The 19,959-nt window shown below is 70.4% G+C and carries 19 protein-coding genes; 11 read left to right on the forward strand and 8 right to left on the reverse strand.

Features of this window, described 5'->3' with window-relative positions:
- The first annotated feature begins 112 nt into the window (after positions 1 to 112).
- Together BG418_RS01155 and BG418_RS01160 are read left to right on the forward strand one after the other, a co-directional pair.
- The gene (locus BG418_RS01155; RefSeq protein WP_188271716.1) at positions 113 to 295 is read left to right on the forward strand and encodes a hypothetical protein; all 183 of its coding nucleotides are present in this window, start codon (positions 113 to 115) and stop codon (positions 293 to 295) included.
- Between the two features lie 106 nt (positions 296 to 401).
- Positions 402 to 944, forward strand: coding sequence for an MOSC domain-containing protein (locus tag BG418_RS01160; RefSeq protein WP_188271717.1), 543 nt, complete (start codon positions 402 to 404; stop codon positions 942 to 944).
- 128 nt (positions 945 to 1,072) lie between these two features.
- Here BG418_RS01160 and BG418_RS01165 read toward each other — a convergent pair whose 3' ends face one another.
- Positions 1,073 to 1,585, reverse strand: coding sequence for an SAM-dependent methyltransferase (locus BG418_RS01165; RefSeq protein ID WP_188271718.1), 513 nt, complete (start codon positions 1,583 to 1,585; stop codon positions 1,073 to 1,075).
- A 179-nt stretch (positions 1,586 to 1,764) separates the two neighbouring features.
- Here BG418_RS01165 and BG418_RS01170 point away from each other — a divergent pair, with 179 nt between their 5' ends.
- Positions 1,765 to 5,142 carry a hypothetical protein gene (locus BG418_RS01170; RefSeq protein ID WP_188271719.1) on the forward strand — a complete coding sequence of 1,126 codons (3,378 nt, stop codon included), beginning with the start codon at positions 1,765 to 1,767 and terminating at the stop codon, positions 5,140 to 5,142.
- A 56-nt stretch (positions 5,143 to 5,198) separates the two neighbouring features.
- On the opposite strand, the gene BG418_RS01175 is transcribed toward BG418_RS01170, so the two are convergent.
- From BG418_RS01175 to BG418_RS01185, 3 genes are all read right to left on the reverse strand, one after another.
- Positions 5,199 to 6,146 carry a hypothetical protein gene (locus tag BG418_RS01175; protein ID WP_188271720.1) on the reverse strand — a complete coding sequence of 316 codons (948 nt, stop codon included), beginning with the start codon at positions 6,144 to 6,146 and terminating at the stop codon, positions 5,199 to 5,201.
- A gap of 277 nt (positions 6,147 to 6,423) precedes the next feature.
- Positions 6,424 to 6,684, reverse strand: coding sequence for a hypothetical protein (locus tag BG418_RS01180; RefSeq protein WP_398997170.1), 261 nt, complete (start codon positions 6,682 to 6,684; stop codon positions 6,424 to 6,426).
- 147 nt (positions 6,685 to 6,831) lie between these two features.
- Positions 6,832 to 7,356, reverse strand: coding sequence for a PadR family transcriptional regulator (locus tag BG418_RS01185; RefSeq protein WP_188271721.1), 525 nt, complete (start codon positions 7,354 to 7,356; stop codon positions 6,832 to 6,834).
- Between the two features lie 107 nt (positions 7,357 to 7,463).
- Between BG418_RS01185 and BG418_RS01190 the strand changes: the two genes are divergently transcribed.
- The gene (locus tag BG418_RS01190) at positions 7,464 to 8,411 is read left to right on the forward strand and encodes an alpha/beta fold hydrolase (protein WP_188271722.1); all 948 of its coding nucleotides are present in this window, start codon (positions 7,464 to 7,466) and stop codon (positions 8,409 to 8,411) included.
- A 31-nt stretch (positions 8,412 to 8,442) separates the two neighbouring features.
- Here the strand turns inward: BG418_RS01190 and BG418_RS01195 are convergent, their stop codons facing one another.
- Entirely contained in the window at positions 8,443 to 9,042 is a 600-nt protein-coding gene (locus tag BG418_RS01195) for a class I SAM-dependent methyltransferase (protein ID WP_188271723.1), read from the reverse strand.
- Between the two features lie 179 nt (positions 9,043 to 9,221).
- On the opposite strand from BG418_RS01195, the gene BG418_RS01200 reads away from it, so the two are divergent.
- From BG418_RS01200 to BG418_RS01230, 7 genes are all read left to right on the forward strand, one after another.
- Positions 9,222 to 10,043 (forward strand): MHYT domain-containing protein, encoded by an 822-nt coding sequence (locus BG418_RS01200; protein ID WP_188271724.1) that lies wholly within the window; start codon positions 9,222 to 9,224, stop codon positions 10,041 to 10,043.
- Positions 10,044 to 10,185: 142 nt separating this feature from the next.
- Positions 10,186 to 12,966 (forward strand): ATP-binding protein, encoded by a 2,781-nt coding sequence (locus tag BG418_RS01205; protein ID WP_188271725.1) that lies wholly within the window; start codon positions 10,186 to 10,188, stop codon positions 12,964 to 12,966.
- A complete protein-coding gene (locus BG418_RS01210; protein ID WP_188271726.1) occupies positions 12,963 to 13,400 on the forward strand; it encodes a roadblock/LC7 domain-containing protein in 438 nt (145 codons plus the stop codon). The genes BG418_RS01205 and BG418_RS01210 overlap by 4 nt, the downstream gene beginning before the upstream one ends.
- Positions 13,401 to 13,425: 25 nt before the next feature.
- Positions 13,426 to 13,839 (forward strand): DUF742 domain-containing protein, encoded by a 414-nt coding sequence (locus tag BG418_RS01215; protein ID WP_188271727.1) that lies wholly within the window; start codon positions 13,426 to 13,428, stop codon positions 13,837 to 13,839.
- Complete coding sequence (locus BG418_RS01220; protein ID WP_188271728.1) at positions 13,820 to 14,413, forward strand: ATP/GTP-binding protein; 594 nt, start codon at positions 13,820 to 13,822, stop codon at positions 14,411 to 14,413. The genes BG418_RS01215 and BG418_RS01220 overlap by 20 nt, the downstream gene beginning before the upstream one ends.
- A 109-nt stretch (positions 14,414 to 14,522) precedes the next feature.
- Positions 14,523 to 14,933, forward strand: coding sequence for a roadblock/LC7 domain-containing protein (locus tag BG418_RS01225; RefSeq protein ID WP_188271729.1), 411 nt, complete (start codon positions 14,523 to 14,525; stop codon positions 14,931 to 14,933).
- 119 nt (positions 14,934 to 15,052) lie between these two features.
- Positions 15,053 to 16,246: a DUF6397 family protein gene (locus BG418_RS01230; RefSeq protein ID WP_188271730.1), complete on the forward strand. Its 1,194-nt coding sequence runs from the start codon at positions 15,053 to 15,055 to the stop codon at positions 16,244 to 16,246.
- Between the two features lie 53 nt (positions 16,247 to 16,299).
- On the opposite strand, the gene BG418_RS01235 is transcribed toward BG418_RS01230, so the two are convergent.
- The 3 genes from BG418_RS01235 to BG418_RS01245 all read right to left on the reverse strand — a co-directional run bounded on the left by BG418_RS01235 (position 16,300) and on the right by BG418_RS01245 (position 19,871).
- A complete protein-coding gene (locus tag BG418_RS01235) occupies positions 16,300 to 17,460 on the reverse strand; it encodes a hypothetical protein (RefSeq protein WP_398997178.1) in 1,161 nt (386 codons plus the stop codon).
- Positions 17,461 to 17,758: 298 nt separating this feature from the next.
- On the reverse strand, positions 17,759 to 19,198 hold the full coding sequence (locus tag BG418_RS01240; RefSeq protein ID WP_188271731.1) for an MFS transporter: 1,440 nt from the start codon (positions 19,196 to 19,198) through the stop codon (positions 17,759 to 17,761).
- Complete coding sequence (locus BG418_RS01245) at positions 19,185 to 19,871, reverse strand: SDR family oxidoreductase (protein ID WP_188271732.1); 687 nt, start codon at positions 19,869 to 19,871, stop codon at positions 19,185 to 19,187. The genes BG418_RS01240 and BG418_RS01245 overlap by 14 nt, the downstream gene beginning before the upstream one ends.
- Between the last annotated feature and the right edge of the window lie 88 nt (positions 19,872 to 19,959).

The raw sequence follows: 19,959 nt of genomic DNA on the forward strand, positions 1-19,959 counted from the left end.
ATTCGGGACATGTGTACGTAATCGGATGCCGGGCGGCGGAACCAGGGGAGATCCCCACACGTTCCCCAGACAGAGAGCGGCGGCAGCAGCGGCCGCGAAGGAGGCCACGGACATGTCGAAGCGCGCGATGATCGCCGCCGGTGGAGTGGTGGTGGGACTCATCCTGATCCCGCTGATCGGATTCCTGCCGGCGTTGCTGGTCCTCATAGGGGTGCCCGTCGTGGCCTATCTGATGCTGGACCCGAGCCAGCGCCGCCGGCTGCGCCACATCACCCGCAAGGAACTGGGCCGCTGACCTGCTGAGACCGTCCGGGAGGCCCCCCGACCGCCCGGACGGCTCGCCACCGCGCCGGGATAGGGTCGCGGTGATCGACGGCACGGTATGCAAGGGGGTCCGCGCGATGGGCGGAACGGTCACAGCGGTCAGCAGCAACGGCGAGTACACGTTCACCAAGCCGAACAGGGACAGCATCACGCTGCTCCGGGGTCTCGGTGTGGAGGGCGACGTCCATGCGGGTGTGACGGTCAAGCACCGCTTCCGGGTGGCACAGGACCCCACTCGGCCGAACCTGCGCCAGGTCCACCTCATCCATGAGGAGCTGTTCCGCGAAGTGGCCGAGAAGGGCTTCGAGGTCCTCCCCGGCCAGCTCGGCGAGAACATCACCACGGGCGGTCTCGACCTGCTCTCCCTGCCCACCGGCACCTTGCTGCACATCGGCGCGGAGGCGGTCGTCGAGATAACCGGCCTGCGCAACCCGTGCGCGCAGATCGACACCTTCCAGAACGGTCTGCTCAAGCAGGTCGTCGGCCGCGACGAGACGGGCGCCGTCGTGCGCAAGGCCGGGATCATGAGCGTGGTCCGGTCGGGCGGCGTCGTCCGGCCCGGCGACCCGATCGAGGTGGAGCTCCCGGCGGAGCCCCATCGCCCGCTCGAACAGGTCTGAGCCCGGCCGAGCCCCGGTGACTGGCCGGGCCGGGCGGCGGGGTGGCCGGGAGCACCGCCGGGGTGGGTGGCGAGGTGACCGGGAGCGCCGCGTCGGGGCGGGTGGCGGCCTCAGTCGCCCACGCCGCTCTACGCTCCCGCCTCACCCGCGTAGTAGTCCCGCATCAGCTCCGCCGACCAGGCCGGCTGGACCGTCTCGCCGCGCGGTCCGAACTCCGCCATATACGGCTTGATGTCCAGCACCGGTGTGCCGTCCACCGCGTCGAGGCCGGTCACATGGACGTCGAGCCCGTCGACCTTCACGAGTCGGCAGCGCGAGACCCCGAGCCGGTTCGGCCGGTTCTTGCCGCGCTGGGCGAAGATCCCGACCAGCGGCCACTCGGGGTTGCCGCGCGGGTGCCGGGCGCCCGACTCGATCTTCTCGGTCGCCACCTGGTCGAAGTGGTAGACGACCTCCAGATGCGAGAACTCCGCGAGTCCGAACAGCGCGTCGGGGCCGAACTGTTCGGCATCGAGCCGGATCACCGCCGACTCGCCGCCCCAGTGGTCGTCGACCACCTCCACCCGTCCGCCGACGACCCGCGCCACCGGACAGCACACCACTTCGCCGCCGAACCCGCCCACTTCACCCTCAGCAGCCATCCGCGTTCCTCCCGTAGGCCCGTATAGGACGCCCAACCCACCGCGTTCCGGAACGTTCCCGGCGTACGCGAACGGGTCCCGCCGTACTCGTAATTGCGTTGCACCCGTGATCCACGGGCTGCCAGGATCGTACGCATGATGATCCGAAAGGAGGCCGTCCGATCCCACGGTGATCGCTGATGGCCCACTCCACCCCGCCCCAGCCGCTGACCCCCGAGTGGATCAGCACCCACTTCGGCTCCCTGCCGTTCCCGGCCCGGATGCCCGCCCTCGCGCGGTACGCGCGTGCTCTCGACCCGGCTGCCTATGCCACCCTGCACCGCGCGCTCGACGTCGGTGACCAGGACGAACGGCACACCGGACTCTTCCTCGCCACCGCCCGCCGCGACCTCGACACGGTGGCGGCCGCGCTCGACGACCCGGTGCTCCGGCGCCGCGCGCTCGCTGCGGCCATCCGCCTGCCCGTGCCCGAACAGGCCCTGGCGGACCTGGTGTTGAGCGACATCTCCTCGGTCCGCCACTCCACGTATCGCGTACTTCGGCTCAGCCGCCGTGCGCGCCTCGCCGACCGCCTCCTTCCCGAGGTGTACGAACGCCACGGCGCCCCGGAGGCGGCCCGGCTGCTCACCGCCTGTTCCCCGCGCGTGGTCGACCGCTGGCTGCCGAGGACCGGTGCCCCGGACGGCGTGCTGTCCTCGCTCGCGCGCACCGCGCCCGCCGCCGTCGCCGTACTCCTGAGCAAGGAGTACGGGGAATGGGCAGGCGGTCCGTATGTCCACCGCTATGCGATGCGGCGCAAGCTCCTCGCTGCCGTCGTTGCGGAACGCGACCCGGCGGCGGGGCTGCATCTGCTGCGGAACGCGCCCTGGCTCATCGGGGAACGAGCCGCGGTCGCCCTCCTGCGGCGTCCCGCCGACCTCCTGGAAATCCTTCGTACACTCCAGACCTCCGCGTCCGACGACGAGAACGCCTCCTTCGAACTCGCTGTACCACCTGGCCCATTGGCACCGACAGCTGTCGCGGCCCTGCGCGCCCTGCCCGAGTCCGACCTGGTGGAACTGGCGACCCGGTGTCCGAGCAGAGGCGGCCGACTGCGCCGTCCAGGACGACTGGAGGTGGCCGCCGACCCGCTGCTGGCCTTGTTGCCGCCGGGCGAACGGCGACGGCTGGTGGCCGAGCGTGCCCGTGATCCCCGTGGGCGCAGGATGCTGCCGTCCGCGTTCGCTGCCCTCGATCCGGCGGACCGTGCCGAATTCAGCGACGTGTGGCTGGAACGCTGGAAGCGGCGCCCCGCCCGGCTCGCCGCGCTCGCTGTCACTCTGCCGCTCGCGACCGTCGAACCCGTCCTGCGGGAACAGGCTTCCCGACACCGTGCCCACGATCGGGCCCTGGCCTGGCCCGTACTGCTCGCCTGTGCCGAACTCGGCGGTGATCCGGCGGAGTTCGCGCGGATCGCCCTGAGCTGCGAGCGGGCTTGGCATGATCAGGAGGAGGTGCGTCGCCACACCCTTCAGCAACTTGCGGGAACGGCGGGGAGGTTGCTGCACGCCGTTCCTGAGCAGGTCCTCCGAGACGTGACCATGACGGTCGTCGAGTCCCGCGACTCCACGGCGGCAACCCTGGGCCCCGCCGCCCTGCTGCTGCGCCGGGCCGCCGAGAGCGCCGCCGCCCGAGGCGACCGGGCGCGTGCGGCGTACGCCGCCGCGCTGCTCTGCCGGGTGGTGACCGATCCCCGCCACACCGGTTCGTATCGTCCGCTGAACGTTGATCTCCCGACGGCGCGGCACATTTGGGCGGCGACGGACCCGGCGGTCGCCGATGGTCCCGGCGTGCGTATCGCGCTCGCTGCGCTCCTCGCACCCCATCTCACCGAACTGCCCGAGGCCGGCGCCCTGATGCGGCGTACGGCTCTGGAGGACGAGGATCCCGAGGCGGCGGCGCGTGCGGCAGCGGTGTGGATCACGCCGACGGCGGTCAGGGAGGAACGGTGTGCCCAACTGATCGCCGTTGACCCCTCCTTCGCCGCCGTCCCCGAGGTGCTGGTGACGATCGCTGAACGGCGGACGGATCTGCTCTACACCGTCCTCGCCGCAGCGGTGGCGTCGGTCGGCGGTGGCCGGGGGTTGCGCGGCAGAATCCGGCCGAGGGGCGGTGCCTGGGTGCCACGTCCGCGAGCCGGAGCCACGGGACGCTGGCACCCGAGCCAACGCCAGGCGTGGTACGACGTGTTGGCGACCGTCGCCACGGATGAGCACGCTCCGATACGGGACCGCGCCGACGCGGCCGCATACCTCCGGTCGCCCGCGCGCCTCCATGCCCTCGCCGAGCACGCGCCCCAGCCGGTGGCAGCCGCCGCCCTCACCGCCCTCGGCGAAACGGGCCCGGCAACTCCGGACCTCCTCGACACCCTGCTGCGACACGCCGGAACGGGCGGCGTCCGGGGCCGAGCGGCCGTCGCCTCCGTACGCCGTCTCCTGACCGAAGCCCCCGACGGCGAAGCCGTCCGACAACTGGGACCCCTCCTCAACTCACCCTCTTCACCGATCGGTTCACGCAAGGAGGCCGCCCGGACCCTGGGCGTCGTGGGTGGTTCCGCTGCCGCCAGCACACTGCTCGCCGCCTGGGACCAGCCGCATCAGCACCGCGACGTACGGGCGGCGATCGCGCCCTTCCTGCTGCGGCACGTGGATCACGAGGACATCGTCGTACGGCTGGTCGAGGGCGCCCAGGAGCCAGCGATACGCGAAGCGGTCATCACCCGGGCCATCACGTCCCCCGCGTATCTCACGTTTCTCACCCGCCTCGTGCGCGACGGCGAGGACGACGCGGCGGCTGCCGCGTGCAGTGCTCTGAACGGGCGGATCGTGGGAGCGACGGAGGCCGTCGTCGACGCGGCTCGCGCGCTCGGCGGGGCCGCCGTCGACCCGGTCCGGCCGAGGGCGGTGTGGTACGCGGCGATGACGACACTCGCCACGGCCGCCGACCCACCGGCGGACGCCGCGGTGCGCGAGATGCTGAACACCCTTGTACGCCGGGGCAGGGCGGCGCTGGGAGCCTCGGTGTCGCGAGCGGCCGCCCTCCGGCGGCTCAACAGCTATGCGAGCGTGCTCCATTCGATGTACGGCCCAAGCGTCGCGGAAGAGCGTGCCGCCGCGCTGTCGGCCGCGCTGGAGGAGACCGGTCTGCTCCGCGAGGCCGCACGTCTCGCAGTGGACGCCGCGTTGGCGGCACTCCGGCGCGACGACCCGGCGCCCGAGCGGTGGGCGAAGGCGCTGCGGCTGATCGAGGGACACCCGGCCCGGATGCCCGACGTCGGCTCGTACGGCCTCGGCTCCGCCGTTGACCACCCCACCGAGACCGCGCGCCTCACAGCCCGGACACTACGCGAGCGCGGCACCCCGGCCGCGGGACTGCTGGCCCTGGCACTCGTACGGGAGGCAGGCGCGCGGACTCGGTGGGACGAGGCGTGGCGAGCCGAACTGGACGCGCTCCGCCGCCATCCGGATGGGGATGTGGCCATGGAGGCGTTGCTGGTCGAGCCAGTTGATGCGTGTTGAGGGGTTGCTGACGGGCCCGGTGACCGGGCCGGGCTGGTGGCGCGGGGCGTGCGGCCTCAGGACGGCCGTACGGCCATGGCATCCAGGGCTTCGAGCAGCCCCGGCAGCTTTGGCCCGCGTCCCACGGGCACCAGCTGGCCGGGCTCGTCGTCGAGCAGTATGAACGCGATGTCATCGGTCCTGGCGACCATCGACCACCCCGGACCATCGGCCCGCAGCATCCGCGCTCCGCCCGGCGCAAAGCTCGACCGCACGCGCCCGAGCGGGGGAGGGGAGTCGAGGTACTCGCGTACCTCGGCGAGCACTTGCTCCACGCGCGCGTTGAGGTCGTCCGCGGCGGAGTCGGGGGTGCCTTCGCTGTCGTCGTCATCGGGCGCGACCGTCGGGGTGTCGTCGTCAGGTCGGCGGACCTCGGCGTCCGTCTGGTCCTCCTCCGCCTCACCGCCCGGGCTTGCCGCCTCATCCTCGTCGCCGTCGGAGATCTGCTCCCGCCACATCGCCCACTGCAACGCGACCTCGTCGGCGCCGAGGCGCCGCTGCGGCGCGCCCCACATACTCGTGTCGGGCGGGGTGAGCGGCGGCCGCACCGTGCCGTCTTCGTCCGGTTCGGGCTCCGGATCGTGCGGCGGGGCAACTCCCGGCGCGGCGACGGCGAGTTCCAGTGGCCAGCCGGGCAGCGCGGCGACCACCGTACGCTCGTCCGGCGACAGGTCGTACTCCATGCCACAGTCCCAGGAGGCGATCGCGACCGCGACCAGCGAGACGTCATCGACGACCACGGTCCAGCGCGCGCCGGCTCCGTCCTGGCCGAGGACCATCCCGTACCCGCCCGCGTACGGTTCGAGGCCGAGTGCCGCGCACGCCTCCGGGAAGTCGTCGCCGAGCACGCTGGGGAACTGCGCGGGCGTCAGCAACACCGCCGTGAGCACGTACAGCGCTTCGTCGGCTGTCGCGGCTGTCTCGGCCTCGGCTGTGGCAGCCGCCGCCTCGTCCGTCCCGGTCACGGAACCCACCCCTTCGGATCGCTCGTCGGCGCACCATAGCTACTCCACAAGCCGATCGTCGAGGGTTTGCGGCACCGGACGCCGCAGATGACAACAGCCGAGATCAGACGGCATGAAGAAGCTGCACGACGAGATCCGCCAAGATCAGATGGATCAGGCGGGATCAGCCGATGTGAGCCGGGATCGGACGGGTTGAGGAGGGGTGCTCACCAGCGGCGCTCTCCGGCCAGCGCGCTGAATCCTTCGTTTTCCGATGGGCGCCGGGGGCCGGGGAGGCTCAGCTGACCGGCAGCCCCATCAGCGACCGCGCGACGGACTGCGGCGACTCATCGCGCTCACGCGCCAGCGCGATCACCGCGCGGCACGCCAGCTCCCGCACCCCGAAGGACATCGCCTCGGGCGACACCCACCCCGCGACCTCGTCGAGCGTCTCCTGGTCGTCGTCCGCGCAGGCGGCGACATACATGGCCGCCGCCTCGAATATGTTGTGCCGCCGTACGGGCTCACGCCGCGCCGGTTTCCGGACTCTGCCGAACATACGAAACATCCGGACTGCCTTCCCCATGGGTGCTTCTCGCAAGTTGCCCATGAGATGCCCACCAAACGTCCTTTCTCAACGTGGAGTTGAACGCCAGGCAAAAGAAGGCCTCGCGCGGCGTCCGACGGATGCCGCCCGCGCGACCGCTCACGATTCGAGCGTACGAAGCGTGGTACGCAACCACTTCAGCTCCGCCGCACTCGTGGCCCGCGCCACCACGAGGATTCCGTTGCGGAACGGGTCGTCCAACTCCTCGGCCGCGAGCGGTCGTTCACCGTCGTAGAAAAAGCTCGCCGGCTCTTCGAGGAAGCTCAACCGCCGACGCAGCACCGCCGCCTGCCGCTTCGGTTCGGACAGGTGCCGCAGAAAGGCGAGCAGCGTGAACCACCGGTTCTCGTCCGTGATCTCCACCTGCTCGGGCTCGGCGAGCCGCCGCCGCAACTCCGCCCGGCCCTCGTCGGTGAGCGTGAGCACATGGCGGGGCGCCGCCCCCGCCCCCGGCTGCGTCTCCCGCGCGAGCAACCCGGCCTTCTCCAGCCGCTTGATCGCCGGATAGAGGGTGCTCTCGCCGACCGGGCGCACGTGCCCGGTCAGCGCCGTGATGCGTTTACGCAGCTCATACCCGTGCAGCGGCGCTTCGTACAGAAATCCCAGGATGGCGAGCTCAAGCATGCGTGCAGTCTGCCGTACGCACGCATTACATCGCTATCGTAGTACATCGATGTCGATGTATAGTCGCGCCGCAAGAAGAGGCAGCAGGCACAACGGGGGAGTGGACCATGCGACAGACAGCGTTCGACGAGCACGGCAGTCAGATCCGGTGGACCGAGTCGGCGGGAGCGAGCCGGGAAGGCGCGAGCCTCGGGAACCCGAGGCCGGATGGACCGAAGCGACCGAACGCTTCGAGCACGCCGAACGCTTCGAGCGCGCTGGACGGTTCAAGCGGGCCGGACGGTTCGAGCGGGCTCGACCGCTTGAGCGAGGCCGACCGTTCGAGTGGGGCCGCCCGGCTGAACGGGGCCGACGGATCCAAGTCGCCCCTCGTGTACGTACACGGGCTCGGCTCGGCCTCGACCGTCTACCACGCCCACATCGCGGCCACCCCCGAACTCGCCTCCCGCAGGCAGATCTTCGTGGACCTGCCCGGCCATGGCATCAGCGACCGCCCGGCCGACTTCGGCTACAGCCTGGAGGAACACGCGGACGCTCTCGCCGCCGCCCTCGACGCCGCAGGCGCCACCGGGGCCGAGGTGGCAGGCCACAGCATGGGCGGCGCGGTCGCCATCGTCCTGGCCGCCCGTCGTCCCGACCTCCTGTCCCGCCTGGTCCTCACCGAGGCCAACCTCGACCCCCACCCCACGCCGACGGCCGGGAGCAGTGGGATCGCCACATACACCGAGGACGACTTCGTCCATGGCGGCGGCTTCGCAGCCGTCCTGGACCGGATCGGCCCGCTGTGGGCGGCGACGATGCGGCTCGCCGACCCACTCGCGCTGCACCGCACGGCCGTCGGCCTCGTACGAGGCACGCGGCCCACCATGCGCCACCTGCTGATGGGCCTGCCCATCGACCGCACCTATCTGGTGGGCGGAATCGACGACGACCTCGCGGGTCGCGACGAGCTCATCGCCTCGGGGGTCCACGTCGAGGTCGTACCGAACGCGGGCCACAACATCATGTTCGACAACCCGAGCGCCTTCGTCCGGGCGATCGCCGACCGGCCCTGACCGTCACGCGAGCCCACCACCCTCCCTCCTGCTACCCCTCGCGCACCGCGAGCGCGAGGAACCGCGAGTCCTCGTCCACATACGACACCAACCGCCATCCCGCCCCCGCGAGCAACGGCCGCAACTGCGGCTCCGCTCGCAGATCCTCCGGCGTGATCTGCCGCCCCTGGCGCGCGGCGAGAGCCACGCGCCCGATGGGGTGGAAGAGCGCCAGCTGCCCGCCCGACCGCACCACTCGCGCCAACTCCCGCAGGTTCTCCACCGGTTCGGGCAGATGCGAGATCAGGCCCGCGCCGAAGACCGCGTCGAGCGAACCCATGCGCAGCGGCAGCCGGGTCACATCCCCCAGCAGCAGCTGCCCGGCCTCGTCGCGCCCGGCCCGCACCGCCGCTTCGAGCATCTCGGGCGTCAGGTCGACCCCGAGCACGGCCCCCGTGGGGCCCACCGCATCGCGCAGCGGGGGCAGCGCCCGACCGGTCCCGCAGCCGGCGTCGAGCACGGTGTCCCCCGCACGCAGCCCCAGCTCCGCGACAGCTGCCGCATACGCCGGACCGTCGTCCGGAAAGCGACTGTCCCAGTCCGCAGCTCGGACACCGAAGAATTCCTGAACCTGCGTGTGGTCGTCGGCCATGTGCCCATGATCCCTCATTGGCTCGTCTCCTCCACCCTGGCGTGGATGGCTGAAACACATGCTCGATGCGCACGTTCGAACCCTGCTCGATCGTTCGGTAGCGCAGCTGTGTCAAATTTCAACAGCTTTCGAAATGCGCCCCAACCGCGCGCCCCCTTCCGGACTACCGTCCCGGGGTCATGGGACACCTGGACCACGCCGCCTTTGGCTGGCTGACCCCCGTGCTGTCGTATCTGATGGCCTGCATCGGCGCAGCTCTCGGGCTGCGCTGCACCGTACGGGCGCTCGGTGCGACCGGCCGCTCCCGGCGCAACTGGCTCGTCACCGCCGCGTCCGCGATCGGCACCGGCATCTGGACCATGCACTTCGTGGCGATGCTCGGTTTCGCTGTCACCGGCACGGACATCCACTACAACGTTCCACTCACCCTCCTCAGTCTGCTCGTCGCGATGATCGTCGTCGGTGTCGGAGTCTTCGCCGTCGGCTATGGCAAGGACCGCACCCGGGCCCTGCTGCTGGGCGGCCTCACCACCGGCCTCGGCGTGGCCAGCATGCATTACCTCGGCATGGCGGCTCTTCGCATGCACGGCCAGATCCACTACGACCCGGCGCTCGTGGGCCTTTCCGTGGTCATCGCCGTCGTCGCGGCCACAGCTGCCCTATGGGCGGGACTCAACATCAAGTCCCCTGCCGCCGTTGCCGTCGCGGCCCTCGTCATGGGCGCGGCCGTCAGCAGCATGCACTACACCGGAATGATCGCGGTGAGCGTGCACGTCACCCCGTCCGGTGGCGGACTGCCCGGAGCCACGGCGATGCAGTTCATCTTCCCCCTCGCTGTCGGTCTCGGCTCCTACCTCTTCATCACCTCTGCTTTCGTCGCGCTCTCGCCGACGGCCCGCGAACGCACGGCGTACCGCTCCGCCGAGTTCGCAGAAGCCGACGATCCCGCCCTCGCGTACGTCGACACGGTCATCCCTCATCCAGCTGACGCGTCCAGGTGACCCCGTTCACCTTCCGCGCCACCGCTGCCTCACCCACCCACTCTCACAATGGCATTCCCCGCATCGAAGTTCCGCTCCCCGAACGGAAGTTCCTCGGAATTCCGCAGAACCGTTCCCCTTGACGCAGAACCGTTTCCCGTAAATGAGGCGATCCGTGCGCATACCCCGCAAGGCCCCGGGCGCCGCCCCCCGGCCGCTTCCACCGTCACACGCCCGCGGCCGACGTGCGCATGCCGGGCCGCCCGCCGCCGAGGAATATTCGGCCTCCGAGCACCTCGGCGCCGACGAACATGTCGGTGGGGCGGGCCGGTTCGAAGGGGGCGGGGCATACGAGCGTGGAGCGGGTCCGGCGGCGGATGCCGGGTTCGGGGCTGGTTCTGTGGCTGAGACCGGGGCGGGCGGGATCGGATCCGGCGCCTGGCTGAGGGGACGGCTGAAGCCGACGACGGTCCGGGCCAAGATCGTTTCTCTGCTGATGGTTCCGGTCGTCTCGCTGCTCGCCCTCTGGGGATTCGCCACCGTCACGACCGCGCAGGACGTCTCCGCACTGCGTGAGCTTCGCCGCGTCGACGAGCAGGTCCGCACGCCGATGGCCTCCGCCATCACGGAACTGCAAGCCGAACGGCGAGCTGCGGTCCGGTATTTGGCGGTACCCGCCGACGACCGCTCGGCCGCGCTGGCCCAGCAGGCCAAGCGGACGGACACCGCGATCGGGCGACTCCGACTGGGGGAGAGGAACACCGTCGCCGACGCCGGGGACCTGCCGGGTGACGCGGCAGACCGACTGCGGCAGTTTGTGGCCCGGGCCCAGCGCCTGTCGGTTCTCCGGACCGACATCGCGGATCGCAAGGCGAACTGGGACACCGCATATCAGCAGTACACGGACACCATCACCTCGGCCTTCGATGTCACCGGTGCCCTCACCGGGATCCGGGACTCCGAAATCGGCTCCTACGCGCGCGTGGTGTACGAGTTCGCCCGCGCCGGCGAAATGCTCGCCCGTGAGGACGCGTTGCTCACCTCCGCCCAGCTGACGCACGTATTCACCGCTGCCCACCACGCCAGGTTCACCGGTGCGGTCGACACCCGCCGCACCCTCACCGACGCGGCCACCACCGACCTGAGCGGCGCCGAACGAGCGGCATGGCACACCCTCGACGAACAGCCCGCATACGCCGCGCTCCGTACAGCCGAGGACAAGGTTCTGGCCGCCGCACCCAGTCACGAAGCGGCCCAGGCTGTCCCGGGATCGTCGTGGGACGACGCGCTCGGCACTGTCCAGAAGGGCATGCGCGACATCGAGAGCGGCGCTGCACGCGATGTCGTCGGCCGCGCCGATCCGTTCGCGCGAGGCCTCATCACCCCGGCCGGCGCGGCCGTGCTCTTCGGCCTCGTCGCAGTCGCCGCCTCTCTGGTCATCTCCGTACGCATCGGCCGTGGCCTGGTCGTCGAGCTCGTCAGTCTCCGTAATACCGCCTTGGAGATCGCCCGCCGCAAACTACCCGCTGCCATGGGCAGGTTGAGAGCTGGCGAGGATATCGACATCGAGGTGGAGGCGCCCCGAGGGCCGGTGTCCGAGGACGAGATCGGGCAGGTCGGGGAGGCGCTCGGCACCGTCCACCGGGCCGCCCTCGCGGCCGCTGTGGAGCGCGCTGAACTGGCGAGCGGCATCTCCGGAGTCTTCGTCAACCTGGCCCGGCGCAGTCAGGTGCTCGTCCACCGCCAGCTCAATCTGCTCGACAGCATGGAGCGCCGAGCCGAGGATCCGGGTGAACTGGGTGATCTGTTCCGGCTCGACCATCTCACCACCCGGATGCGCCGCCACGCCGAAAGCCTGATCATCCTGTCCGGTGCCGCTCCCGGCCGGGCATGGAGCGTGCCCGTTCCGCTCACCAGCGTCGTACGGGCTGCGGTTTCCGAAGTCGAGGACTACGCGCGCGTAGAGGTGCGCCAACTACCGGAGGCGGCGGTCACCGGAGGAGCCGTCGCCGACCTCACCCACCTGCTCGCCGAACTCGTCGAGAACGCCGCCCAGTTCTCGCCACCGCACACCAAAGTGCGCGTCAACGGCGAGCCGGTGGGCAACGGCTACGCCCTGGAGATCGAGGACCGTGGCCTGGGCATGGGCCGGGAGAGCCTTGACGAGGCCAACCACCGGATCGAGCACTCCGAAGCGGTCCACCTCTTCGACACCGACCGGCTCGGCCTCTTCGTCGTCAGCCGACTCGCGGCGCGACACGGCATCAAGGTCCACCTGCGAACCTCGCCGTACGGCGGCACGACCGCGGTTGTCCTCCTGCCGACAGGGCTGTTGGACCGCGCCATCACCGTCGCCGCGCAGCAGACCGTGCATGTGGCGCACCACACCGCCGGACACGGTGACCGACATGCTGTCGCCGGGGGCGACACCCCGTCGTCATCTGCCCAGCACAACGATCAGGCGGCGCTCACGGTGATGAGAGACGACCTCGCGCCGGGACACACCGACACGCCCGCTCTCCCCATGTCCACCCCGGCGCGTCCGACCTTGGTTGCCCAGTCCGACACCGCCTCCACGCGCGCGACCCCACCGCCCGTTGCGCCACCGACACCATCACCTGGTGTCGCCACCCTCCGCCAACGGGCCCGTACGGTCGCCCCCGAGAGTGGCCACGGCGAAGGACTCCCGCGCCGCGTACGCCAGGCGAGCCTCGCCCCCCAACTGCGCGAAGCCCCTACCGAGGAACCCCCGATGGTCGAAGCCGACATACGCACCCCGGAACTGGTCCGCGACCGTATGACCGCGTACATGGGCGGCTGGACTCGTGGTGGCGCCTCGCGTGCCACCGCAGCCGTCGGCGGCACCGAGCGCGCTGCCAGCGGCACGTCCCCCGTCGACAGCGCCTCCATAGACGACGACACGAGCGAAGGAGACCACACATGATCGATCACCAGAGGCTCGACTCCCCACACCGCACCGGGGAACTCGACTGGCTGCTCGACGACCTGGTCGTGCGGGTCGGCGAGGTCCGGCACGCCGTTGTGCTCTCCAATGACGGGCTCGCCGTCGGCGCGTCCACTCACCTGAGTCGCGAGGACGCCGAGCATCTCGCCGCCGTTGCTTCCGGGTTCCACAGCCTCGCCAAGGGCGCCGGACGCCACTTCCACACCGGAGGTGTGCGCCAGACGATGGTCGAGATGGACGAAGGCTTCCTCTTCGTAGCGGCTGCCGGGGACGGCTCGTGCCTCGCCGTACTGACCGCCCTCACGTCGGACATCGGGCTGATCGCGTACGAGATGGCCCGCCTTGTGAAGCGCGTCGGCGAGCACCTTCACACCCCGCCCCGGCACACCATGCGGCCTCCGGCCGCTGGATGACCGAGCGACAAGGGCGCCCCATCCCATGACCGACGATCAGGCAGCCGCTCCGAAACCGGCAGGAGACCGCTGGTACGACGCCGACGCGGGCCCGTTGGTGCGTCCGTACGCCATGACCGGCGGGCGCACCGAACCTGCCGTCGGCAGCATCCGGCTCGATCTCATCGCCCTCGTCTCCATGGCAGCCGACACGCCGGGCGCCGCCGAGGAGTCCTTGCTGGGGCCCGAACACCGGTCCCTGCTCGCCTTGTGCCGGACGGAAACCCAGTCCGTCGCCGAGCTCTCGGCGGACGCCGACCTGCCTGTAGGGGTCGTCCGCGTCCTCATCGGCGACCTCCTGGAGGCCGGTCACATCACCGTGCGGCGGCCCGTGCCGCCGGCCCTGCTACCCGACGAGAAGATCCTGAGAGAAGTGATCGATGGCCTCCGAGCACTCTGACCCCACGCCCGCTCTCGCGTTGAAAATACTGGTCGCGGGTGGATTCGGGGTCGGTAAGACCACCCTCGTCGGAGCGGTCAGTGAAATCCGGCCGCTGCGCACCGAAGAAGTCCTCAGCGAGGCGGGCGAGTCAGTCGACGACACGGGCGGCGTCGACCACAAGACGACCACTACCGTGGCCATGGACTTCGGGCGGATCACCATCCGCTCGGGGCTGTCCCTCTACCTCTTCGGCACCCCAGGGCAGGACCGTTTCTGGTTCCTGTGGGACGAACTCTCCCAGGGCACGCTCGGCGCGGTCGTTCTGGCCGACACCCGCCGGCTGGAGGACTGCTTTCCCGCCGTCGACTACTTCGAGCACCGGCGCATCCCGTTCGTCGTCGCCGTCAACTGCTTCGCGGGCGCACGCACCTTTGGTGCCCACGAGGTGTCCCAGGCCCTCGACCTGGACCGGGGCACCCCCGTTGTGCTGTGCGACGCCCGAGACCGCGACTCGGGAAAGGAGGTCCTGATCCGGCTCGTCGAGTACGCCGGACGCGTCCACACCGCCCGGCTCCTGGATTCCGTTGGCTGACCCATGCCTTTTCTGCCTCGGAGACCTGCTTGCCCCCGAGCGTCCCTTGGGTAAGGCTTGCCGCAGACCTGGGGGGAAACGGGGTACACATGAGCGGGGTGAGGCCGTAATGGCACTGAACAAGGAACTCGACTGGCTGCTCGACGACCTGACCAAGCGGGTCGAGCACGTACGGCACGCCATCGTCCTGTCCAACGACGGTCTGGTCACCGGAGCCAGCGCCGACCTGCCCCGTGAGGACGCGGAGCATCTCGCCGCCGTGTCCTCCGGGCTTCACAGCCTGGCCAAGGGATCCGGGCGCCATTTCGGGACCGGTCATGTGCGTCAGACGATGGTCGAGTTCGACGAGGCGGTCCTCTTCGTCACGGCGGCGGGGGACGGCAGCTGCCTGTGCGTGCTGGGCACGGCCGAGGCCGACATCGGCCAGATCGCGTACGAGATGACGCTCCTGGTCAATCGCGTCGGCGAGCACCTCGGCGTCTCGGCCCGCCGCCCCGGCCCGTCCATATCTGGCCTCTGACCAGCGGGTTCTTGGGCGGAACGGAACAGCCGACGGGAGTTATCCACAGGCCAAGCGCGATGTCCGCACGGAGGGTTACGGTCGTCACCGAGAGTATTCGCACTCACGGGGAGGACCTCATGATCACAGACTTCATGACCGCAACGGACGCGGCCGAAGTGGGCGGCAGGACGCTGGCCTTGGGCCGCGCCGCACAGCAACTGGAGCTGAAGCGGGGCGAATTCGACCTGGCCGTGCAGCTCGGCCATGTCCGTACCGTGCGGGAAGACCTGAATGCGCGGCCTCGGGTCGCCGTCGAGGAGATCGAGCGTATTCGCTCGGCCGAAGGGTTCCCGGACGCCCTGCGCGAGCGGGTCCGGGTGGTGGGGACGACGGAGGCGTCCCAGCTGCTCGACATCGCCACCCACCGCTTCACCCGCCTCGCGCGCGCGGGTCACTTCACACCGGTCAAGTGCTATCTGAACCGCTACCGGGCAGTGGTCTGGCTCTATCTCGCCGAGGAACTGACGGACATGGCCCTTCGGCATCCGTCGCTGCTCTCCGACCGACGGCTGCCGAAGGAACTGCTGGGCCGACTGGAGACGGGAGAGGACCGGCGCCCGCGCAACTGGCGCGGGCGCCGCGCCTCGATGCTGCTGCGGCAGACCGAAGATCCCTGGGAGCGGGCGGCGGGCATCGCCACCGCACTGGACGCCGCGCATCTGGCGGAGATCGTGAGTGATCCGTACGAGCGGGCGTATCTGGCCCGGTTGCGGCCCGAGCCGACACGGGTCGGCCCGGACTCGCCGGCCGCCCGGGAGATCATCGAGCGGCTACAGCTGGCCCAGGATCCGGACGAGGTTCTCTGGTACCGGACGGATCTCGCGCGGACCCTCGAAGTCGCCCGCTTGACCCGTCCGGCACCCCGGCCGGAGTGGGAGCGCAGGCCGTTCGAGGCAGCGGCGCTTCCGGTTTCTGCGGTTGCGGATTCTGTCCCCGCAGCCTCAGCTCCTGAACCCGTGGTTGCGTTTCCCGCACCCGCACCCGCATCCGCATCCGCCGTTCCAGGCGGGGCGCTTGTGCTTCCCGTCCCCGCAGCCGCCGTTGTCGACCCTGAGGTCGGGGCTCCCGCTCCCACGCCCGCCTCTGCCGTTCCCGAACCGACGGTCGCGGTTCCCGCCGCCAGGCCGCTCACCGCGTACCAGCCTGCCCCGGCCCTGATCCCGAGGCCCCAACAGGTAGAGCCCGTGGCAGGTCGGGGAAGGCTGCGGCGCGGGCTGGCGCGCATCAGGCGCCCGAGGGCGGCCCGTGCGACGACAACGACCGCGCCCTGATCGCGGCGGCGATGAGAGTGCGACGCTTCATGCGCCGGATCGGGGCGGCGATGTCAGTTCTGCAGCGAATGCTGCGCCGTGGCGGGCGACCTGCCCCGGCGCCCGCGCCTTCGCCCGCGCGTCCGGTCTCTTTGTGGCCACAGCAGTACGTATGTGGTGGAGACCACCACGAAGGCGAGCCGTATCAGTCCCTTCGTGGAGTCGTCCGGGATGACGAAGACGGTGCCGTAGAGGGAGATCAGCGCGAGCCAGCTCCACCACGGAACAAGCCGGCGCTGTCCGATGACGTCCCAGAGCAGCGTGCCCAGCAGGACCGACGCCGTGTAGTACGTGTAAACGCTCGGGTCGAGAACGATTCGGGCGTTGGCGCCGAGCAGCACTACGGCAGCCCAGCGCTTGCGCCAGACCGCGATGCCGCCGAGTGCAAGGCTCAGCGCGGCCTGGGCGGGCCGGTCCCAGCCGGGTGTCTCGGCATCCCCGACACCGAGCCAGCGCAGTGCCGACGCGGGTTGGTTGGGTATGGCGAATCCGGTCGCCGCGAAACTGCCCGAGTTGCCTATGAAGAACGGCAGCCAGGCCACGGCGATCAGCCCCGCGCACCACAGTCCGGCGCGCAGCCACGACTGTCTTGGCAGCGCGAACAGCAGCATGGCGAAGCCAAGCGCCGTCGGCTTGGAGTCCACGGCGAGTGCCAGCCAGATGCCGGTGCCGACCGCGTTGCCCCGGGTGACCGCGCGCACGGCGAGGGTGGTGAAGAACAGCGCCAGCACATCGTCGAGGTGGCCGAACCGGACCGAGACCTCGATCCACATCGGGATGAAGGCAAGCCCCGCGATCAGGACTCGCTGGCGCAGCCGCTGATGGTTGGTGCCGGTGCCCAGGAAGTGCCAGGCGGCGCTGCGGCCGACCAGCACCACGATCACCAGACCGAGCACCGACATCAAGGCGGCGGCGAGGAACTGGCCGGTCGATTCGCGGAACGGGTTGAACAACCCGGCGACGAGGAAGCTGATCGGCCCCATCTGGAGCTCGGGGTGGTGCGCGTAGAGGTTGAGACCACCGGTGCCGTCGCCGGACGGCCCCTGGTAGATCAGCTCCCCGCCGGTGCGCAGATAGTGCCAGGAGAACCCACCGTTCGGCTCCACCACGACGAACCAGAGGACGGTCCACGCGGTGAGCAGCACGAGGTGCATCCGCTGACTGATGACCGGCACGTGTGTTCAGCTCCTGATTCCCCGCCGGGTGCGTCGACTGCTCTCAGGGGCCTGCGGAGCCCAACAGTGAAGACGGGAGTCTGGAGTGACTCGTTCATCCAGAAGCGAATTTGTGCTTCCGCCCACACCCGAAGGGTGACGAATGGGTCAGTCGGCGCTGATGACACCGGTGAGGGTAGGTATGCCGTGTGTACGGATTGCGAACGGCCGGTGAGCGCCGGAAAGCAAGATCCCGGAGTCATGGCCCATCCGGTGTCCGCTCGTTGCTTCTCCGTCCTATCTGTCGCGTATCTCGCGTCTACCGCGCCACTTCGTACGCCGTCGCGCCGGCCCTCCGCCCCGCCATCGCCAGCAGCGCGACACCGGTCAGGGTCCCGGCCACGAGGACCCCCGCCCCGGTCCACGCCGCGTACCTCACAGCGTCGGTGAAAGCCTCGCCCGGGTTCGTGGTGCCTCCTGCGAGGCGGTCCGTGAAGCGGGAGGTCATCAGGGTGCCCAGGATGCTGGTGCCCAGGACCGCGCCGACCTGGCGGGCGGCGTTGACCGTGCCGCTCGCCTCGCCCTCGCGGCCGCGCGGCACATGGCTGACGCCGAGCGCGGTGGAGGGGGCGTTGGCAAGGCCGCACCCAAGGCCGAAGACGACGAGGGCTGCGGCGTACCCGGTGAAGGTGTCGCCCGGCTCGACGGTGGCGAAGAGTCCGGCGCCGAGTGCGGCCAGGAGCAACCCCGCGACGATCAGCGGCCGCGGCCCCCACTTCCGTATGAGAAGGCCCGACGCCACCGACGCGGCGATGAACGTGACGAATTCGGCGAGGAGCTGGCCGCCGACCTCCAGCGCACTGAGCCCCCGCACCCGCTGGAGCCAGAGCACCTGCAGAAGGGAGATACCGACGAAGCCGAACAGGACGGTCGCGGCGAGCAGCAGGGAGGCGCTGTACGTGGGGTCGCGCATCAGGCGCAGGTCGACCATGGGGTGGTCGCGGCGCAGTTCGACGGTGACGAAGACGCCGAGCAGCACCATGGCCCCGCCGAGAGAGGAGAGGGCGCGGGCGGCGCCGTAGCCGTGGTGGCCGCCGTCGATCAACCAGTAGATGAGCAGGGCGAGTCCGGCCGTGCCGAGCACCTGCCCGGCCCAGTCGGGGCGGCCGCCAGGGACACGGGACTCCGTCACACGGGTCAGCGCGACGAGGACGGCGAGCGCGCCGAGCACGAGGTTCAGCCAGAACGCCGCGTGCCAGGTCCACCACCGCAGCGCCAGCCCTGCCGTGACCGGGCCGATCGCCAGACCGAGCCCCGAAGTGGCCGCCCAGGCGGAGATCGCTCCGGCGCGGCGGCGCGGGTCGGGGAACGCGTGGCTCACCAGCGCGAGTGAGCTCGGCGTGATCAGCGCGCCGCCCAAGCCTGCCAGCGCCTGGCCTGCGAGGACGGTCGACAGGCCGGTGGCGAAGACGAGGACCAACCCGCCCGCACCCATCGCCACGGCGCCCGCCACGAAGATCCGCCGGCGCCCCCAGCGGTCCGAGAGGGCACCCGCACCGAGAACGAAGGAGGCAACGACGAGTGTGTACATGCTGGGCACCCAGACCAGGTCGGCGGGCGCGATCCCCAAGTCGTCCTGGACGGCGCTGAGCGTGCCGATCGTCTGGGTGGTCTGCAGGAAGACGGTGAACAGTCCGAGGCAGGCGGCGATCAGTACGGCCCGGGGGCTGTCCGTCGGGCGGAGTTCAGCGCGCGCCATGCGGTACTCCCGAGAGGGCGGCCTTGACCTGGCGGGTGATCTCGTCCGCGAGTACTTCCTCGTGGCCTGCCTCGACCGCGTCGAGCACCTGGTGGGCCACGTCGGCGGGGCTCGTCTTCGGGTGGTCGACGCCGGTTGCCATATCGGTGTCGATGAAGGCCGCGTGCACCGCGACGGTCAACGTGCCCTGCGGGCGCAGCTCTTCGCGTATCGCGTTGGTCATCGACAGGGCGGCCGCCTTGGAGACACCGTACGAGCCGATCTGGGGGTGTGTGTGCCAGGAGAGCACGGAGAGCATGTTGACGAGGGCGCCGCCGCCGTTGCGAGCGAGTACGGGGGCGAAGGCGCGGGACATTGCGAGGGTTCCGAAGAGGTTGGTCTCCAGCTCGGCTCTTGCTCCGTCGAGTGATTCGGATCTGATCAGTGAACTGCCGTTCAGAATCCCGGCGTTGTTGATGAGGAGGGAGGTGTCGGAGCAGAGTTCGGCGGCAGCGGCGACCTGGGCCGAGTCGGTGATGTCCAGTGCGACGGGGACGAGGCCCGGGTCCGTCACCGTGCGCGGATCGCGCGCCGCCGCGTAGACGGTTTTCGCGCCCCGCTCCAGCAGGGCGAGCGCGAAGGCGCGGCCCAGACCTCGATTGGCGCCGGTCACCAGCGCCGTGGTGTTGCGCATGCGCGTCTTCTTTCACGTTGTCCGAGGCGCGTGCGCCCCGTTATGAGTGAGTAGGAAATCTGGACTCACCATAGCCGAGTGGGTTGGA

It is taken from the genome of Streptomyces sp. CBMA152 (assembly GCF_014596475.1).
GTDB lineage: Bacteria > Actinomycetota > Actinomycetes > Streptomycetales > Streptomycetaceae > Streptomyces.

Excerpts from the sequence above, each read along its gene's own strand:
- BG418_RS01220 (WP_188271728.1), top strand. The coding sequence starts at position 13,820 with ATGGCCTCCGAGCACTCTGACCCCACGCCCGCTCTCGCGTTGAAAATA.
- BG418_RS01225 (WP_188271729.1), top strand. The coding sequence starts at position 14,523 with ATGGCACTGAACAAGGAACTCGACTGGCTGCTCGACGACCTGACCAAG.
- BG418_RS01210 (WP_188271726.1), top strand. The coding sequence starts at position 12,963 with ATGATCGATCACCAGAGGCTCGACTCCCCACACCGCACCGGGGAACTC.
- BG418_RS01245 (WP_188271732.1), bottom strand. The coding sequence starts at position 19,871 with ATGCGCAACACCACGGCGCTGGTGACCGGCGCCAATCGAGGTCTGGGC.
- BG418_RS01205 (WP_188271725.1), top strand. The coding sequence starts at position 10,186 with ATGAGGCGATCCGTGCGCATACCCCGCAAGGCCCCGGGCGCCGCCCCC.
- BG418_RS01240 (WP_188271731.1), bottom strand. The coding sequence starts at position 19,198 with ATGGCGCGCGCTGAACTCCGCCCGACGGACAGCCCCCGGGCCGTACTG.
- BG418_RS01230 (WP_188271730.1), top strand. The coding sequence starts at position 15,053 with ATGATCACAGACTTCATGACCGCAACGGACGCGGCCGAAGTGGGCGGC.
- BG418_RS01160 (WP_188271717.1), top strand. The coding sequence starts at position 402 with ATGGGCGGAACGGTCACAGCGGTCAGCAGCAACGGCGAGTACACGTTC.
- BG418_RS01215 (WP_188271727.1), top strand. The coding sequence starts at position 13,426 with ATGACCGACGATCAGGCAGCCGCTCCGAAACCGGCAGGAGACCGCTGG.
- BG418_RS01185 (WP_188271721.1), bottom strand. The coding sequence starts at position 7,356 with ATGCTTGAGCTCGCCATCCTGGGATTTCTGTACGAAGCGCCGCTGCAC.
- BG418_RS01200 (WP_188271724.1), top strand. The coding sequence starts at position 9,222 with ATGGGACACCTGGACCACGCCGCCTTTGGCTGGCTGACCCCCGTGCTG.
- BG418_RS01155 (WP_188271716.1), top strand. The coding sequence starts at position 113 with ATGTCGAAGCGCGCGATGATCGCCGCCGGTGGAGTGGTGGTGGGACTC.
- BG418_RS01195 (WP_188271723.1), bottom strand. The coding sequence starts at position 9,042 with ATGGCCGACGACCACACGCAGGTTCAGGAATTCTTCGGTGTCCGAGCT.
- BG418_RS01165 (WP_188271718.1), bottom strand. The coding sequence starts at position 1,585 with ATGGCTGCTGAGGGTGAAGTGGGCGGGTTCGGCGGCGAAGTGGTGTGC.
- BG418_RS01180 (WP_398997170.1), bottom strand. The coding sequence starts at position 6,684 with ATGTTCGGCAGAGTCCGGAAACCGGCGCGGCGTGAGCCCGTACGGCGG.
- BG418_RS01170 (WP_188271719.1), top strand. The coding sequence starts at position 1,765 with ATGGCCCACTCCACCCCGCCCCAGCCGCTGACCCCCGAGTGGATCAGC.
- BG418_RS01190 (WP_188271722.1), top strand. The coding sequence starts at position 7,464 with ATGCGACAGACAGCGTTCGACGAGCACGGCAGTCAGATCCGGTGGACC.